Consider the following 14295-nt stretch of genomic DNA (forward strand, 5'->3'; position numbering starts at 1 on the left):
ACTAATCAAAATAGGACTAGGGCATACACTAAACAAGGTTAAACATTACACCCAACCCCCCTCAGGAGTTACCGCAATGTTCATTAACTGGTCCGAATTATTACCCTCCATCCAGAAAGCTTTCGGCGCGCTGGGCAAAAGTAATCCAAAAATGGTCAAAGCCTACATGGCCCTCGGAGAAGCCTCTGCCGAAAACGATGTGCTCGACACCAAGACCCGCGAATTGATCTCCATTGCAGTCGCCATCACTACACGCTGCGACGGCTGTATTGCAGCTCACACTGATGCGGCCATTAAGGCTGGTGCGAGCCGCGAGGAAGTGGCTGCGACCTTGGCCACTGCGATCTCGTTGAACGCAGGCGCCGCTTATATTTATTCACTGCGCGCTCTTGAGGCGTACGACACCTTGAAAAAATAGCTCTTTCGCCATAACTCCACCGGCCCCGCACACTTAAACGTGCCGGGGCTTACCTGATACATCCAGACGTCAGCCACTTGTTGAGACGATCGAACAATAACTTGAGCATGACGCACAAAAGCGTCTCGCGGCTAAGCCTCAGACTGGTTTCACATTCCAAATATTCGGATAAGTCTGATGCTCGCTTCATTCACTACATGGCTGCAATTCATCAGCAAGCTCGACACCCTTGGCACACACCTCATGAGACTGGCGATCGCCGTAGTTTTCTTGTGGATCGGGGCGCTCAAATTCGCGCCTTACGAAGCCGATAGCATTACCCCATTTGTCGCCAACAGCCCGTTTATGTCTTTTTTTTATGAACATCCCGAGGATTACAAGGCACACCTGACCCACGAGGGTGAATTGAATGCGGAAAAGCGCGTCTGGCAGACCGCAAATAACACATACATCTTTTCCAACGGCCTGGGCGTAGTAGAAATTCTGATCGGTCTGCTGGTGCTTTCCAACCCGATCTCGCGACGCGCCGGTCTGCTTGGTGGGGCGCTGGCCTTCGGTACACCGCTGGTGACCTTAACCTTCCTGCTCACCACACCTGAAGCCTGGGTACCGGATCTTGGTGATGGTGAACATGGCTTTCCATTCCTGTCTGGTGCAGGACGCCTAGTGCTCAAAGATCTCTTGATGCTGGCCGGCGCTCTTCCGGTGATGGCTGATTCCGCCCGTCAGTTATTGCAAGAGCGGCGCCCCTAGTTTTCTTTTAAAGCCTTGAAATCTGAATCGCCTCAAGCTTCGTAGATACCTCCGAGAGGCTGCTTGTGGCCGACTCCGGCCTGATTCGGCAGATTCAAAGCGGTCGGCTAGCAGGTACTGGCGGTTGTTTCCAGCGTTCAGGTACGTCAATTTGAGCGCTGAATTACTTCTCCCAACTAGGAAACGGTGCCTACAAAACCTACAGAACTTAGTTTCGTAGGTTTTGTAGGTGGCTTTGATGGTCTTTTGAGTGCACCCGTCGGGTCAAGGCAACGTTTTTCGCCAGACATAGCGTGTCGATGGGCGGCCACCTTTCTCACCGGCAACCTTGTAGCCAACGATGAAGTCGTGTTCAACCAGAATTGCGAGCGCATTATTCACGGCGTCTTGCGAGCCCAATCCCGTCCAATCCTTCTGACGCACCTCTCGGGCAGTAAATGCCTCGGGCAATTTCTGCTGGCGCTCCAGAATCAGTCGCGCAGCGATTAGTGGTGCGTTGATTGCCGCTCCGTACAGCCGCTGGGCGTGGCTCATCAGGTATTTCGCCCAGCTGATGGCGCGTTCAGTGGACTTAGCGCCCACGGCTTCCCGTCCGCCTTCAATCAGCTCAAATAGGAGGGCCAAGCCTGCAATGGTTTTCGGCATTTTCAGGTAATGGGATTGCAATGCGGGGTGAAGATGATCGCTCCGGCTTGCTTGCATGTGGGAGGTATACCAGGCGATAAACTTCTCCTGCGCTTCTGGAGTAAATCTGAGGGCAGAGTGAGGCTCATCAGGTATCTGGTCGAGCTGTTCGATAACCTCCGAGACGCGCTCAGCGGCGATTTTGTTCGGCCAACGGTCGATATAGCGCCACTCTCGAACATCGTCGGGATATACCGCCAGCTGCAGGCGCTGAATCAGGCCGTCATCCAGTTCGCCGCTGACGGCAGCGTTTACGAGGGACGCAATTCGTGAGGGTTGAATTCCACCGATCAACGATAAACAACATGACTTGATATAAATGGTTCCTCGGCCAACACGGTCATAGGTGAATGAGCCGATTTCTGCCTGTCACCAAGAGCTGCAATCGACCCGTAACGGACACTACGTTTCACCAGCGCTCAGGGGAGAAATTGCTGTCTGCCGATTCCATTGATTCGGCTGCCTTCCGCGGTTTTGGTGTCCAGCGTACTGGTCCGATCATCAGCAGCGATGATCTAGCCGGTGGCCTGGCCCTGGTTCGCGCAACGCGCCATGCTTGGCACTTGGCGGGGTTCTGGATAGCTCAGGAAGCAAATGAGCTATGCTTCCGCTGCAAGGCAACTACTGATGGCGCTGCTGATGCTGTCTGCTTTGGCGCGGGCGCTATCGACGTATTGGTTCGCCTCACTCGTTCCCGGCAGGGGAGCTTCATTAGCAGTCCACGTTCCTCTAATTTTCAGATTCGTGAATTCGTAAACTTGACCTACAGCAGACTGGCTTTGAGTCAGGGAAAAGGCTATTGCATAAGTTAGAGGCGTACCCATCGTCATTGGGACAATGAACGTCACCTGATCCTTACCCTGAACAGTGATTCTGGTCTTGGAGGGGTTGAACAACGGGGCGCCGTTAATCCCAGGCACATTCTGCGCAAAGCAGAACTGAAGTGCATCAGTGCCCGCCTGCTGGCCTGCCTTTGCGATCCTAATGGACTCTACGCTGTAACTGCCGTATTGATTTTTGACAATAGAAACGCCATCAGGCGCGGGCTGATAGGGTTTCACTTCCATTGCAGCACAGCCCACAAGCGATGCTGTGAGGGCGCAAACACCCAGAGCTGGGAAAATTTTCATGAAGTTCCATTTCCAAAAGATCCAAGAACCCGAAGGTATCAAATTGCCAGCTATCTGGTTTACGCCTACTCAGTAGTGTCGGTGCGATATGAGATCGATACCGGCAAGATAGTGGTCGCGTAGCCCGCAAGCGATGCTGCGGTGGCCAGCGGTGACCGCACGATTGCTGCCGTCGTGACCGTCAGTAATCGGCCAGGAGCGGACATTTCTTGACCTCCTCTTAGGGCGATGGTGTACACCTATTTTAAGTGGACACCATTTTTAGCCCCACAAGCGGATCGCCATGCGCCAACGAACCTCCTATCCAAAGCCTTTCAAAGCCCAAGTCGTCCAGGAATGCCTGCGACCGGGCGCTCTGTTGTCGATGATGTATCCCGCCTTGAGCTGATTCGTGACCTGCTAGGGAATCTCCGAACAAGTTTTCAAATGTGCTGAAATACGCCTGACCACCTGATCCGAGCCGCCTATGAGCCAGATGAGCTTTTCCGATTTCGAATACGCCGGCAAGCGCAAGCAGACACGCCGCGAACGCTTCCTCGCCGAGATGGATCAGGTCGTGCCCTGGACGGGTCTGCTGGGCCTGATCGAGCCGTTCTACCCCAAGGCCGGTGGCGGCAGAAAACCCTATCCTCTGGAAACCATGCTGCGTATTCATCTGTTGCAGAATTGGTTTTCCCTGAGCGATCCGACCATGGAAGAAGCGCTCTACGAAATCACGCCCATGCGCCAGTTTGCACGTTTGACCTTGAGCGCCCCGATACCTGAAGACACCACGATCATGAATTTCCGGCACTTATTGGAAAAGCATCAGCTTGCACCTGCAATCCTCGCGGTCATCAATGGTTATTTGCAGGACAAAGGCATGTCTCTGCGTCAGGGCACTATCGTCGATGCCACCATTATTCATGCTCCCAGTTCGACTAAAAACGAAGAGGGAAAGCGCGACCCTGAGATGCATCAGACCAAAAAAGGTAACCAGTATTTCTTCGGAATGAAGGCCCATATTGGCGCTGATGTCGAGTCCGGCTTGGTTCATCACGTCCACGGCACCGCCGCCAACGTCGCCGATGTCACACAGGTCGCCGAGCTTTTGCATGGCGAAGAAAATGCAGTGTATGCAGACGCCGGATACACCGGCGTTGAGAAGCGTGAAGAGCATGAAAATCGTGAAGTGATCTGGCAAATCGCGGCGCGCCGCAGCACCTATTCCAAGTTGAATAAACGCAGCGTGCTCTACAAGGCCAAGCGCAAGATTGAGTACTGCAAAGCCCAGACACGGGCCAAGGTCGAACATCCGTTTCGGGTGATCAAATGCCAATTTGGGTACGTGAAAGTGCGCTTTCGTGGGCTGATGAAAAACACGGCTCAGTTGACCACATTGTTCGCCCTGTCGAACCTGTGGATGGCTCGAAAACAACTGATGGGTATGGGCGAGTTGCGCGCTTAACATGGAAAACCGGGCGAAAAACGCCCTCGATGAACACTGCATCAGGTCGTTTTGAGCAAATAGCGCTGCGTGCCGTGCAAATTACGACTTGCGGCCGCCGCGCAGCAAGTTGATCGGAGCATCCCTAGAGGGGGTAATAGATAAACCGCACCGTCCACGAACTGATTGCGTCGTCGCAACCTAGTGGATTGAGCGGTTAATTCATTTATCCACCGGTAACGATATACTGTGCGTCCAATGCCATGGATTGGTTATGCGCATGGCTCGACCGACTTTCCCCATTCGCTCGAAATATATTTTTTATGATACACTATCCCAGCTGTTATTTTCTGGAACAATGAAATAATTAATATTATCATAAACAACAAATCGATAATAATAAAGAGGATCATATATGTCGGATCAAGAGTTAATACTAGAGCAACTCCGTAACGTGAATTATGATAAGTTAAGCAAACAAGATATCGTAACAATGCTAGATGCAGGGGAACAGACTCTAGAAAATATGGCAGCATCAAGAAAAACTGCCATTGATATAATAGCAGAGGCAATGAACCAAACAAAGAATACGCTTGAGGCACTTGATTATTCTGGAAAGGTAGAAGTTGAAATCAGGAAAAATCTCAGCATACTGAGAGAGCTACTGATGACTGGCGATCTATAGTCCCCTAGACTGGGCGAATTAGCACAGGAGGTTGGCCTTGGATTAGGGGAGCCTACAGAATTCGGAAAAAATCGTACGCTAAGGTTTTCTGATCAGTCGTAGGCTCGCCAGTTTGATGTATTCCGTTCCTGGCCCAGCCAAACCTATCGGTCTTCGCGGGTGTGCCACAGGCGCAGTAGGTAGATAGTGGAATCCACTATCTCGTAACGCATCTCGTAATGGCCGATCTGAATTCGGCGCACATCCCGTGGATCGAATTCTTCCAGGCGTTCGCCAATGCGCGGGTTGGCCAGCAGCGTGGAAGGTGCGGCTGTGAGTTGCTGCACTGTTCGTGCGGCGGCAGGCTGATTCACCGACGCCAGAAACTCATACAACCGGGCAATGTCGGAAAGCGCCTTGCTTGTCCACTTCAACTCCATCAGCGCGGTACCGGCAACGGAGTGTCAGTGCTGAGGCTTTCAGCCCAGGCCTGGACAGCTTGATGATCGATCACGCGACCAGCATCCACATCGGCCAATGCCTCACGGGTCAGGCGACTACGTTCTTCTTCCTGGTCTATCCAGGCGGCCAGAGCCTGCTTGACGATCCAGTTCTTGGAGCGTTCCAGGCGCTCAGCCATCAAATCGACCTTTTCGGCCAGTTGCACAGGGACGTGAGCCGTGACGGATCGGGTTTTCGCGGTGGTTGCCATGATGGGGTTACTCCTAATCAATGGTAGGTACAAGGTGCATGCTCTGCCGGCGTTCAGTAACCGCCGCTTCCGATGCCATCCGGCGCAGAGTGACGGCATGTTCGCTGGCCTGGCGGGCACCGGCCTCATCGCCATTAGTTTTGAGCTTGTTGGCCTGCCATTCAGACGCTTCAGCGCCGGCAAGTAACGACGTGGCCAGCGTTACTTTTGGACGAGACTTTTCACGCTGCTCCTGCGCGCCTCGCTGACGTTCGACAACCTGCGCGGCCTCGTTGGCCGTGATACGCAAGTTGGTGCGAGCAATGTCAAAGCTGCCATCGGCGTTTGTGGCCTCGGGCGCTTCGAGGCAGGTTTGCATCGAATCCACTGCCGTCAACAGCTTGTCGATCTGCTGCAACAGCTCGGTTCGTTCTTGGTCATTCTTCATGGAGCGTCACTTCTTCTTGAACTTGATGTCGCCTGAGCCGGCAACGGAATGGTCGCGGGTCGGCGGGTTACCGCGTACCACGATGTCACCGGAACCCGCCACGCGTGCCTTCACTGAGTCGCTGACATAGGCGTCGATATCACCGGAGCCGACTACCGACAGTTTGGCGGACGTAGCGACCAGCTCGCTGGCGTCCACGTCGCCCGAACCGGCTATCTCGGCGTCCAGAAGACCCACGCGACCAAAGGCCGTGATATCGCCCGAACCTTGGATGCCTAGATCGAGGACGGTCTGCTGAAGGTCGTACAGGGTCACGTCGCCACTGCCCTTGATGCGGATACTGGGGGCTTCAGGCAATGCGATTCCAACGATGCTTCGCCCCTTGGACTGCATAGTGACGCCGCCGTGGCGTCCACCGACATTGATCGTTCCGCCCACGAAAATGTTGCCGGTACCAGAAACGTGAATATTGCCCCCATAGCCGCTAATGGAAATGCCCTCCTGCTCGATGATCAGCTTGTCACCCTCGAAGCGGGTCTTGATGTTACGAATGGCTTCCACGTTTTCCCCTGTCACGACCAGGTGCGCTGATGACGAGCGAAAGAACACAACATCAACCGCCCCCTTGATCACAATTTTGCTAACTGGGTGGATGGGGCGCTCTTCCTTCTCGTAGTTGGCAGCACGCTCCCATGCGGAATCGCGATGGTTGGCATCCTGGTGCGTCAAAGGGCTGGATTGGCTCATCATCTATCCTTTGTGATTTATTTTGAGTGACTTTGCCATAGCTCGACTCAGGGTTAATCATAGTGAATAATAATGAGCTGTCAATCGATCCGTCAGGTTGGGCTATACCTCAATCAGGCGTCAGGACGATTACTCGCCCCCGTCAGAGTAGGGTCTATTCCTGCATTTTCTGACGCTATGGCGTCCACCTCTACGACCTCAACCTGACAGACAGAGCGCTTAGCGTACGAAATTTCCATTTTCTCTATTCGCCCCATAAAGCACCTCGCTTGTCGTGTTCGGGTTGAGTATAGGGTGTAGCCCAAAGCATCATTGCGGCTCAGAAAAAGGAAAGCGCGCAATTTGACCAGTTTTTGGCAAAGCACGGACATCCCGCAGACAAGATGAGAAAGTAACCGGTTGCTCTACCTCGACCGCCACCAATCGCTACAACGCTGACTTGGTCGACCCGGACGTTTCGGGGGTTGTGTAGACGGGCGCAAAGCCACCGCCGGAGGTGCGAAAGTTGGTGGTTTGGCCCTGATACATGCGGGCGCTCACCCATTGCACCTTGGCGTCATAAGCGTACACGCGGAGGTCGAACTTCATGGGTATGGGCAAGTTGACCTCCCCGGTTGATCTATCGCTTGGTTTGACAATCGCCTGCGCCACATAGTCGCCCGCCAGGATATCCTGCCAGACTCCTCGGGTGAGCTTGTCGCCCCGGTAAGCAGCTCGGCTGCCAAATCCTGCAACTGGTTTGAAGAAAAGACTGCGGCGCGCCGTCCATAGACGCTGCTGATCGCTGGCCCTAACCACTTCTGTGTGGGGAACGTGCTCCAACAACACTTCTTGGATGGCTTGTGGCACACCGAGAGACTCTAACTGCGCCGCGTCGCTGAAGAGGGCTAGCCGGCGTTTGTCGGCATAAAGGGCATGGGATTGAGGATGCGGCGTCAACACAACGCCTTGATGGAGATATGCCTCGCGCAAAGCCGCACTGGTGGGTTGCTCCAGGTAGAAGTCTGTCAGCCGGTTGTACACCAGATCAATGACTAGATCGTCGTGCCATAAGGCGCTTTCACGCCAGTCCAGAGTGGCCGGATCGGCAATGACTGCACGTATGCCGTGTCGTTCGAATAATTGTTGGAAGAGCAAAAACTCAGGGTACAAATATTGATCCTGAGGTGATGAGTCGACGATGGCAATGGTTTTTAGCGGCCCACTACGTCCGGCAAGCAGCCACTCGTGACGGAACATCTCCACCATGGATTTTTCGAAGAATTCAATCTGGGCCAGCGTGGGTGCCATCGCCCCCAATTCAGCACAGCAAGCCCGGTGTGCCCGGGCCATCACGGCATTGAGCATCGCGCCACCGGCGTTGGTGTTGATCTCGATGAGTCCGAGGGGGCCGTCGTTGAGGTGGAAGTCATAGCCAAAGAAAACGCCAAGCGGACCCGTCGAGGTCAGCTGCGCGACGGTTGGCGCCCCCGCCAGGACAAGCTCGCGGTATGCGGGCATGGCCACCACAGACTCAACAGCCCTTACGACTTCCGCCATGCGCTGTATCTGCTGCGCCGCCACGAATACAGGCTGGGAGGCAAACAGGTAGGGGCAGCGCTGTCGAACCATCGTCGACAGCGCTGCCGTACCCAGCTCCGAGTCCAGCGCATGAGCCAATGCATTCTGGTCAAGGCTGAGACAGAAGCACTCCTGGTTCAATAACTCAACAGCGCCGCTTGATGCGCAAAGGTCTTGCGGCGGCAAGCTGGTATTCATAACCATGTACCGACCCAGGTAAGGCTGCGTTGAACGTGAAAATTCGGTCCCGTGCGTTGATACATACCATAGTAATCGCGCAGCCCGAAAAATGAAAATCCCCGGTGCGGCCCGCTGGTGGCCTTGTCGCTGAATACGACAAAGTTCGATACAGTCAAGCGAACTGAAACGGACGGAAATCCAATGCATAACACCGTTGCCCTACTGATTGACTACTGGAAGGCAGATCCCCACGGCACGTACAACACCTGGTTTCTCTGGGAGGAACGCCTGAAGAACTTTCGCTCGATCCGGCGGGGTATTGGCCAGGTGGTACGCGATATCGATGCGGGAACTTTCGGAAATGCTTATCGAGGCTCGTCCTTGCAGACGGTCGTGGGGTCGGTTGCTGAGCAACGGCAAATATTCAAAGGCGCTGACCATGCTTTCTTGTGGAAACCCAAACTGCGCATCCCGGATATTTATGAGCATGAGATCAATCAACGCGCTTTTGCGAGGCTGCTGAATGCCTGCGACTGCTGCGACACTGCGGAGGCCGTGATTGAAGCGATCCAAAAGATCGATGCGCTCAAGATCAAGGGCCTGGGACCAGCCGTCGCCAATCTGCTCTATTTTATTCATCCGACTCTGGTTTGTCCCTTCAATACGGCTATCGTCAACGGTTTCAATGCTGTCACGGGAAGCAACGTGAAGTTGGGCCGATGGGACCATTACCTCTCCATGCGCGAGGGACTGATTCGCCTGAACGAACAACACCGCCACAAGCTGTCCAATGATTTGGGTGCTATCGCCGGCTTGATGTTTGATGTCGGCAGCGGCCGCTACGCTGCGCCCCCGCGTCTGGAGGACCCTGGCGTGATTGCCCTGTGGGAGCGCGATCTGCAACGCGTCCGTGAAGAGTCGGCCGCCGCGCAAAAGCAGTGGCTGCTGGCTCGGGAGAGTGATGCCACCCATACCCAGATCCAAGGCTGGTTGCGAGACATGGGCATGTCGCTGGGCTTCGATGTCTGGATTGCATCGAATGATCGCGGACGCGAACACGCAGACGGTTTTCTGGGGGACGGCTGCCTGCAGCAATGGCCGGGTGGCAATGGGCAAGGTCTGGATTCGGTTCGACTGATTGACGTCGTCTGGCTCGAGCGGGGCAGCGCACAGGTTGCAGCGGCGTTTGAAGTCGAGCACTCCACATCCATTTACTCGGGGATCGTACGCATGCTAGACCTTGCCCTGGGTACGCAGGTAGGCGCCGCCAGCACCTTGTTTCTGGTCGCCCCCGACAATCGCCGCGATGAGGTTGCGCGGCAACTCAAGAGACCCGCTTTCTCGCGGGTATCCGAGCTGGGCATCCGGTATCTTCCCTACAGCCAACTTAAAGAGCATAGGGAAACGATTGGGCGATTCGGCTCCAGTATCAAACCGTTGATGGAGATTTCCCAACTGCTCTAACTTTTCCTGGCCGAGGCTTGGCGGACTGCTTCATAAGCCGGAAATACCAATGTGAAAGGCGTTTCGCCATCCTTTTGGCTGCGCACCCGGACTTGTCCGCCATGGGACAACATGATGGAACGCACAATGGCCAGGCCGAGCCCGGTACCGCCACCGGAGCGCGCACGGCCGGAAAACGCAGTAAAAGCGATCAAAGACCCGCTCCAGATGGGCTGGGGCGATTCCCTCACCCACGTTGGTCACCGCCAAGGTAACGCTTGGGCCTTCTGCAGCGATGGCTAAGGTGACCTTTGAATTGGAAGCGGCATGACGGACAGCGTTAGACACCAGATTGGTGATTGCACGCTGCACCAGCAAACGGTCTCCCAAGATTTTTGCATCTCCGGTCACTTCCAAAACGATGCCCTTGTCTTCAGCGATCAGAGACAAATAGTCAGTTACCCGATTCGCTTCGTGAGTGATCGCTATGTGTCGAACATGACGGGTTTCTGAAACAGCAGGCTAAACGCCTGCTCGCAGGCGGCGTTGCGGGCTTCGCGGATTTTTTCCAGGGCTTGGGTCACGCTCCCTGCGGCTGCACGCGACGGTCAAACCGTCAAGGCGTCACGCTGATGCCGTTGGGGCCCTTGCCTACAGGAACGGTCTTCGTGACCTTGCGGTCCTTCACGTCGAGCACTGAGACCGAGTTGGCGTAGGTGTTGGTAACGTATGCGTACCGTCCGTCACGGTCGACGACCACGCCATGAGCACCGGCGCCAGTCACGACTGTCTTTACGACCTTGAAGCTCTCAAGATCGATCAGGCTGACGGTGCGGCCAGGCTTCTTGCTCGTACCCTGGTTGGCCACCAGCAGCATGCGCGAATTGGGCGTGGCGTACAGCTGGATAGGCACCGTTCCGACGGCGACCTTGCGAATCACCTGGCGCGTGGCCGGGTCTATCACGGCGACTGCGTTTTCCTCCGACAGCGACACCAAGACAAGACGACCGTCCGGCGTGAAGCCGACTTGAGCCGGACCCTTGCCTACCTGCACCTGCGCGATCTCCTTCTGGCTGACGGTATCAATGACCGACACCGTGCCGCCCTTGAGGTTGGCGACGTAGGCCTGCTTGCCGTCCGGACTGATGCGAAGACCGTGGGGAAACTTACCGACCGGAATTGTGGCGACAACACTCTGCGCCGATGTGTCAATCACACTCACCGTGTCGTCGCCGCCGTTGGTGACGTAGGCAAAGCGGCCATCTGGCGACACCACCACATGGGCCGGGTGCGTGCCGACCGGCACCTTGGCGATTACCGCGTCACTACTGGTATCAATGGCCCAAACGGCTCCTACCGTCGCCATCGCGCTGTGTTCACCTTTGACCATTTCCTTATGCACAGAGCCAGCCGCCTGATCAGGCTCGCCGTTATTGGTCACCCATACGACCTTTCCGTCGGGCGATACCTGCACGTTGTGCGGTGTCTTGCCGACGCGCACGCTTGCCAGTGTCTTGAACGTCGCGGCATCGAGCACGCTGACCGTGTCAGCGCCCTCATTGGCCACATACACCTTGTCAGCGGCCCATGTAGCGCCGGACCAGGCCAGCAGCCCGATCTGTATTGCCGTTAAAAACCACTTACCTTTACTTGTCAGCATGATTAATCCTTATTGAGAAAATAAAACTTCTATCGTCAGGCCTCAGCCTGCGGCGGCCCGTCTTGGATGCCATTACCGGCCACGCCGCCTCTAATCTTGTGATTCACCTCCTTGACCGTGACAGCCGCCGTTGATACCACCAAAACAGCGGAGTCATACGCGTCTGTTTCGCAGCCGCAAAGCGTTGCCGATCACCGACACCGAACTCAAGCTCATGGCCAGCGCGGCAATCAGCGGCGACAGCAGCCAGCCGGTCAGCGGATACAGCACGCCGGCCGCAATCGGGATGCCCAGCGCGTTGTACAAAAAGGCAAACATCAGGTTTTGCTTCATGTTGCCCACCGTGGCTTCCGACAATGCGCGCGCAATCGCAATCCCGCGCAGATCGCCCTTGACCAGCGTGATCTGGGCGCTGTTCATCGCCACGTCGGTCCCGGTGCCCATGGCCACGCCGACATCGGCCTTGGCCAGCGCCGGCGCGTCGTTGATGCCGTCGCCCGCCATGGCCACCACGCGGCCTTCCTTTTGCAACCTTTCCACCAGCAGCAGCTTGTCGGCCGGCTTGACCTCGCCATGCACCTCGTCGATGCCCAGGCGGGCTGCAACAGCCTTGGCCGTGGTCAGGCCGTCGCCGGTCGCCATCACGATGCGCAGCCCCGAAGCCTTGAGCGTCGCCAAGGCTTCCGGCGTGCTGGCTTTGATCGGGTCGGACACGGCCAGCAGGCCCATCAGCTGGCCATCGACTGCCAGGTGCATCACGCTGGCGCCTTCTGCGCGCAAGGCCTCGGCCTGCGGCACCAGGGCAGCGACCGAGACGCCGATCTGCTCCATCAGCGTGGTGTTGCCCAGCGCCAGTTGACGCCCTGCCACCTGCCCACGCACGCCGATGCCCGAGCCGGACTCGAAATTCTCGGGCTTGTCGAGCAGCATGCCGCGCTCGCGGGCGGCGCGCACGATGGTTTCGGCCAGCGGGTGCTCGCTGCCCTGGTCCAGGCTGGCGGCCAGGCGCAGCACCTCGTCGGCATCAAAGCCGGGCGCAGGCACGGCGCGCTCGAACGTCGGACGGCCCTCGGTCAGGGTGCCGGTCTTGTCGATGATGAGGGTGTCGATTTTTCGCATGTTTTCGATCGCTGCAGCATCGCGGAACAGCACGCCGTGCGTTGCGCCGCGACCGGTGGCGACCATGATGGACATCGGCGTGGCCAGGCCCAGCGCGCAGGGGCAGGCAATGATCAGCACCGACACCGCGTTGATCAGGCCGAACACCCAGCGCGGCTCGGGACCGAACAGGCCCCAGCCGAGGAAGGCCAGCAGGGCGATCCCCATAACGGTGACGACAAAGTAGCCCGCCACGACGTCGGCCATGCGCTGCATCGGCGCCCGGGAACGCTGGGCCTGCGCCACCATCTGCACGATCTGGGCCAGCATTGTGGTCGCGCCTACATGTTCAGAGCGCATCACCAGTGCGCCGCTGGTGTTGAGCGTGGCGCCGATCACCTTGTCGCCCACGCGCTTGGTGACCGGTATCGGCTCGCCCGTGAGCATGGATTCATCGACCGAGCTGCCGCCTTCAGTTACCACGCCGTCCACTGGCACCTTCTCGCCAGGACGAACGCGCAGCAAGTCGTCCACATGTACATGGTTCAGCGGGATATCCTCTTCGGTGCCGTCCTCCCGGATGCGGCGGGCGGTCTTGGGCGCCAGGCCCAGCAGCGACTTGATGGCCGCCGAGGTCTGCGACCGGGCCTTGAGTTCGAGCACCTGGCCCAGCAGCGTGAGCGAGATGATCACGGCGGCCGCTTCAAAGTACACGGCGACGCGGCCCATGGAGATGAACGAGGCCGGGAACACCTGCGGCGTGACCGTCGCGACCACGCTATAGACGAAAGCCGCACCGGTGCCCAGACCAATCAAGGTCCACATGTTCGGACTGAGGTTCACCACGGACTGCCACCCGCGCGTAAAGAACGGCCATCCGGCCCACAGGACGATGGGGATCGACAGCACCAGTTCGACCCAGCTCTGCACGGTCATGTCCATCCACTGGAAACGGTGGCCGAACATGGCGAGAACAAAGACCATGCCTGTCAGCGGCAAGGTCCACCAGAAGCGGCGCTGAAAATCGCGCAATTCGGGGTTCTCATCGTCGTCGAGTTCCGGCAGCAAGGGCTCCAGCGACATGCCGCATTTGGGGCAGTTGCCCGGATGGTCCTGACGTATCTCGGGGTGCATCGGGCAGGTGTAGATGGTGCCGGCGGCCGCTGGCGCTGTCTCCGCCGGTGGTGCCAGCGTGAGGTATTGCAGCGGATTCGCCGCAAACTTGCCCTGACACTTGGTGCTGCAGAAGTAATAAGGCCGGCCCTCGTGCGTTAACTTGTGAACAGACTGCTCCGTGACGGTCATGCCGCACACCGGATCACGTAGACCTTCACCTTGGGGGTTTAATGGATGGGAGTGACTATGGTCGTGGTGGCTCGTGTTGGTGGCCATG

The 14295-nt window shown here is 56.8% G+C and carries 15 protein-coding genes and 1 pseudogene; 5 read left to right on the plus strand and 11 right to left on the minus strand.

Annotated features, from left to right (window positions below; translation table 11 throughout):
• Nucleotides 1-76 precede the first annotated feature (76 nt).
• Together BLU25_RS18455 and rclC are read left to right on the plus strand one after the other, a co-directional pair.
• The gene (locus BLU25_RS18455) at nucleotides 77-418 is read left to right on the plus strand and encodes a carboxymuconolactone decarboxylase family protein (protein WP_016779377.1); all 342 of its coding nucleotides are present in this window, start codon (nucleotides 77-79) and stop codon (nucleotides 416-418) included.
• Between the two features lie 177 nt (nucleotides 419-595).
• Nucleotides 596-1171 carry a reactive chlorine resistance membrane protein RclC gene (rclC, locus tag BLU25_RS18460; RefSeq protein ID WP_016779378.1) on the plus strand — a complete coding sequence of 192 codons (576 nt, stop codon included), beginning with the start codon at nucleotides 596-598 and terminating at the stop codon, nucleotides 1169-1171.
• A 264-nt stretch (nucleotides 1172-1435) separates the two neighbouring features.
• On the opposite strand, the gene BLU25_RS18465 is transcribed toward rclC, so the two are convergent.
• Entirely contained in the window at nucleotides 1436-2149 is a 714-nt protein-coding gene (locus tag BLU25_RS18465; protein ID WP_016779379.1) for a DUF3987 domain-containing protein, read from the minus strand.
• A gap of 305 nt (nucleotides 2150-2454) precedes the next feature.
• Nucleotides 2455-2985: a hypothetical protein gene (locus BLU25_RS18470; RefSeq protein ID WP_016779380.1), complete on the minus strand. Its 531-nt coding sequence runs from the start codon at nucleotides 2983-2985 to the stop codon at nucleotides 2455-2457.
• Nucleotides 2986-3451: 466 nt separating this feature from the next.
• Here BLU25_RS18470 and BLU25_RS18475 point away from each other — a divergent pair, with 466 nt between their 5' ends.
• Nucleotides 3452-4432, plus strand: coding sequence for an IS5 family transposase (locus BLU25_RS18475; protein WP_034113392.1), 981 nt, complete (start codon nucleotides 3452-3454; stop codon nucleotides 4430-4432).
• A 394-nt stretch (nucleotides 4433-4826) separates the two neighbouring features.
• The gene (locus tag BLU25_RS18480) at nucleotides 4827-5096 is read left to right on the plus strand and encodes a hypothetical protein (protein WP_011077892.1); all 270 of its coding nucleotides are present in this window, start codon (nucleotides 4827-4829) and stop codon (nucleotides 5094-5096) included.
• 143 nt (nucleotides 5097-5239) lie between these two features.
• On the opposite strand, the gene BLU25_RS18485 is transcribed toward BLU25_RS18480, so the two are convergent.
• The 5 genes from BLU25_RS18485 to BLU25_RS18505 all read right to left on the minus strand — a co-directional run bounded on the left by BLU25_RS18485 (nucleotide 5240) and on the right by BLU25_RS18505 (nucleotide 8719).
• Nucleotides 5240-5515: a type II toxin-antitoxin system RelE/ParE family toxin gene (locus BLU25_RS18485; RefSeq protein WP_016502317.1), complete on the minus strand. Its 276-nt coding sequence runs from the start codon at nucleotides 5513-5515 to the stop codon at nucleotides 5240-5242.
• A complete protein-coding gene (locus BLU25_RS18490) occupies nucleotides 5515-5787 on the minus strand; it encodes a CopG family ribbon-helix-helix protein (RefSeq protein WP_016502318.1) in 273 nt (90 codons plus the stop codon). Before BLU25_RS18490 ends, BLU25_RS18485 begins: the two co-directional genes overlap by 1 nt.
• 13 nt (nucleotides 5788-5800) lie before the next feature.
• On the minus strand, nucleotides 5801-6214 hold the full coding sequence (locus tag BLU25_RS18495) for a hypothetical protein (RefSeq protein WP_016502319.1): 414 nt from the start codon (nucleotides 6212-6214) through the stop codon (nucleotides 5801-5803).
• Between the two features lie 6 nt (nucleotides 6215-6220).
• Nucleotides 6221-6961, minus strand: a complete 741-nt coding sequence (locus BLU25_RS18500; protein WP_016779382.1) for a GIN domain-containing protein — start codon at nucleotides 6959-6961, stop codon at nucleotides 6221-6223.
• Nucleotides 6962-7387: 426 nt separating this feature from the next.
• Nucleotides 7388-8719 (minus strand): hypothetical protein, encoded by a 1332-nt coding sequence (locus BLU25_RS18505; RefSeq protein ID WP_139803977.1) that lies wholly within the window; start codon nucleotides 8717-8719, stop codon nucleotides 7388-7390.
• Between the two features lie 183 nt (nucleotides 8720-8902).
• Here BLU25_RS18505 and BLU25_RS18510 point away from each other — a divergent pair, with 183 nt between their 5' ends.
• Nucleotides 8903-10165 carry a hypothetical protein gene (locus tag BLU25_RS18510; protein WP_016779384.1) on the plus strand — a complete coding sequence of 421 codons (1263 nt, stop codon included), beginning with the start codon at nucleotides 8903-8905 and terminating at the stop codon, nucleotides 10163-10165.
• Here BLU25_RS18510 and BLU25_RS23990 read toward each other — a convergent pair.
• The 4 genes and pseudogenes from BLU25_RS23990 to BLU25_RS18530 form a co-directional block, all read right to left on the minus strand.
• Nucleotides 10162-10395: an ATP-binding protein gene (locus tag BLU25_RS23990; RefSeq protein ID WP_081481013.1), complete on the minus strand. Its 234-nt coding sequence runs from the start codon at nucleotides 10393-10395 to the stop codon at nucleotides 10162-10164. The genes BLU25_RS18510 and BLU25_RS23990 overlap by 4 nt on opposite strands.
• Nucleotides 10396-10405: 10 nt before the next feature.
• A pseudogene (locus BLU25_RS23995) lies at nucleotides 10406-10555 on the minus strand (heavy metal sensor histidine kinase); the annotation flags it as partial.
• A gap of 205 nt (nucleotides 10556-10760) precedes the next feature.
• The gene (locus tag BLU25_RS18525) at nucleotides 10761-11804 is read right to left on the minus strand and encodes a YVTN family beta-propeller repeat protein (RefSeq protein WP_016779387.1); all 1044 of its coding nucleotides are present in this window, start codon (nucleotides 11802-11804) and stop codon (nucleotides 10761-10763) included.
• A 153-nt stretch (nucleotides 11805-11957) separates the two neighbouring features.
• Nucleotides 11958-14294: a heavy metal translocating P-type ATPase gene (locus BLU25_RS18530; protein WP_050483177.1), complete on the minus strand. Its 2337-nt coding sequence runs from the start codon at nucleotides 14292-14294 to the stop codon at nucleotides 11958-11960.
• Nucleotide 14295 lies beyond the last annotated feature (1 nt).

Source organism: Pseudomonas fragi (assembly GCF_900105835.1).
Classification (GTDB): Bacteria; Pseudomonadota; Gammaproteobacteria; order Pseudomonadales; family Pseudomonadaceae; genus Aquipseudomonas; species Aquipseudomonas fragi.

Coding starts and splice junctions, on each gene's coding strand:
- BLU25_RS18455 (WP_016779377.1), top strand. CDS start 77: ATGTTCATTAACTGGTCCGAATTATTACCCTCCATCCAGAAAGCTTTC.
- rclC (WP_016779378.1), top strand. CDS start 596: ATGCTCGCTTCATTCACTACATGGCTGCAATTCATCAGCAAGCTCGAC.
- BLU25_RS18470 (WP_016779380.1), bottom strand. CDS start 2,985: ATGAAAATTTTCCCAGCTCTGGGTGTTTGCGCCCTCACAGCATCGCTT.
- BLU25_RS18475 (WP_034113392.1), top strand. CDS start 3,452: ATGAGCCAGATGAGCTTTTCCGATTTCGAATACGCCGGCAAGCGCAAG.
- BLU25_RS18480 (WP_011077892.1), top strand. CDS start 4,827: ATGTCGGATCAAGAGTTAATACTAGAGCAACTCCGTAACGTGAATTAT.
- BLU25_RS18485 (WP_016502317.1), bottom strand. CDS start 5,515: ATGGAGTTGAAGTGGACAAGCAAGGCGCTTTCCGACATTGCCCGGTTG.
- BLU25_RS18490 (WP_016502318.1), bottom strand. CDS start 5,787: ATGGCAACCACCGCGAAAACCCGATCCGTCACGGCTCACGTCCCTGTG.
- BLU25_RS18495 (WP_016502319.1), bottom strand. CDS start 6,214: ATGAAGAATGACCAAGAACGAACCGAGCTGTTGCAGCAGATCGACAAG.
- BLU25_RS18500 (WP_016779382.1), bottom strand. CDS start 6,961: ATGAGCCAATCCAGCCCTTTGACGCACCAGGATGCCAACCATCGCGAT.
- BLU25_RS18505 (WP_139803977.1), bottom strand. CDS start 8,719: ATGAATACCAGCTTGCCGCCGCAAGACCTTTGCGCATCAAGCGGCGCT.
- BLU25_RS18510 (WP_016779384.1), top strand. CDS start 8,903: ATGCATAACACCGTTGCCCTACTGATTGACTACTGGAAGGCAGATCCC.
- BLU25_RS18525 (WP_016779387.1), bottom strand. CDS start 11,804: ATGCTGACAAGTAAAGGTAAGTGGTTTTTAACGGCAATACAGATCGGG.
- BLU25_RS18530 (WP_050483177.1), bottom strand. CDS start 14,294: ATGGCCACCAACACGAGCCACCACGACCATAGTCACTCCCATCCATTA.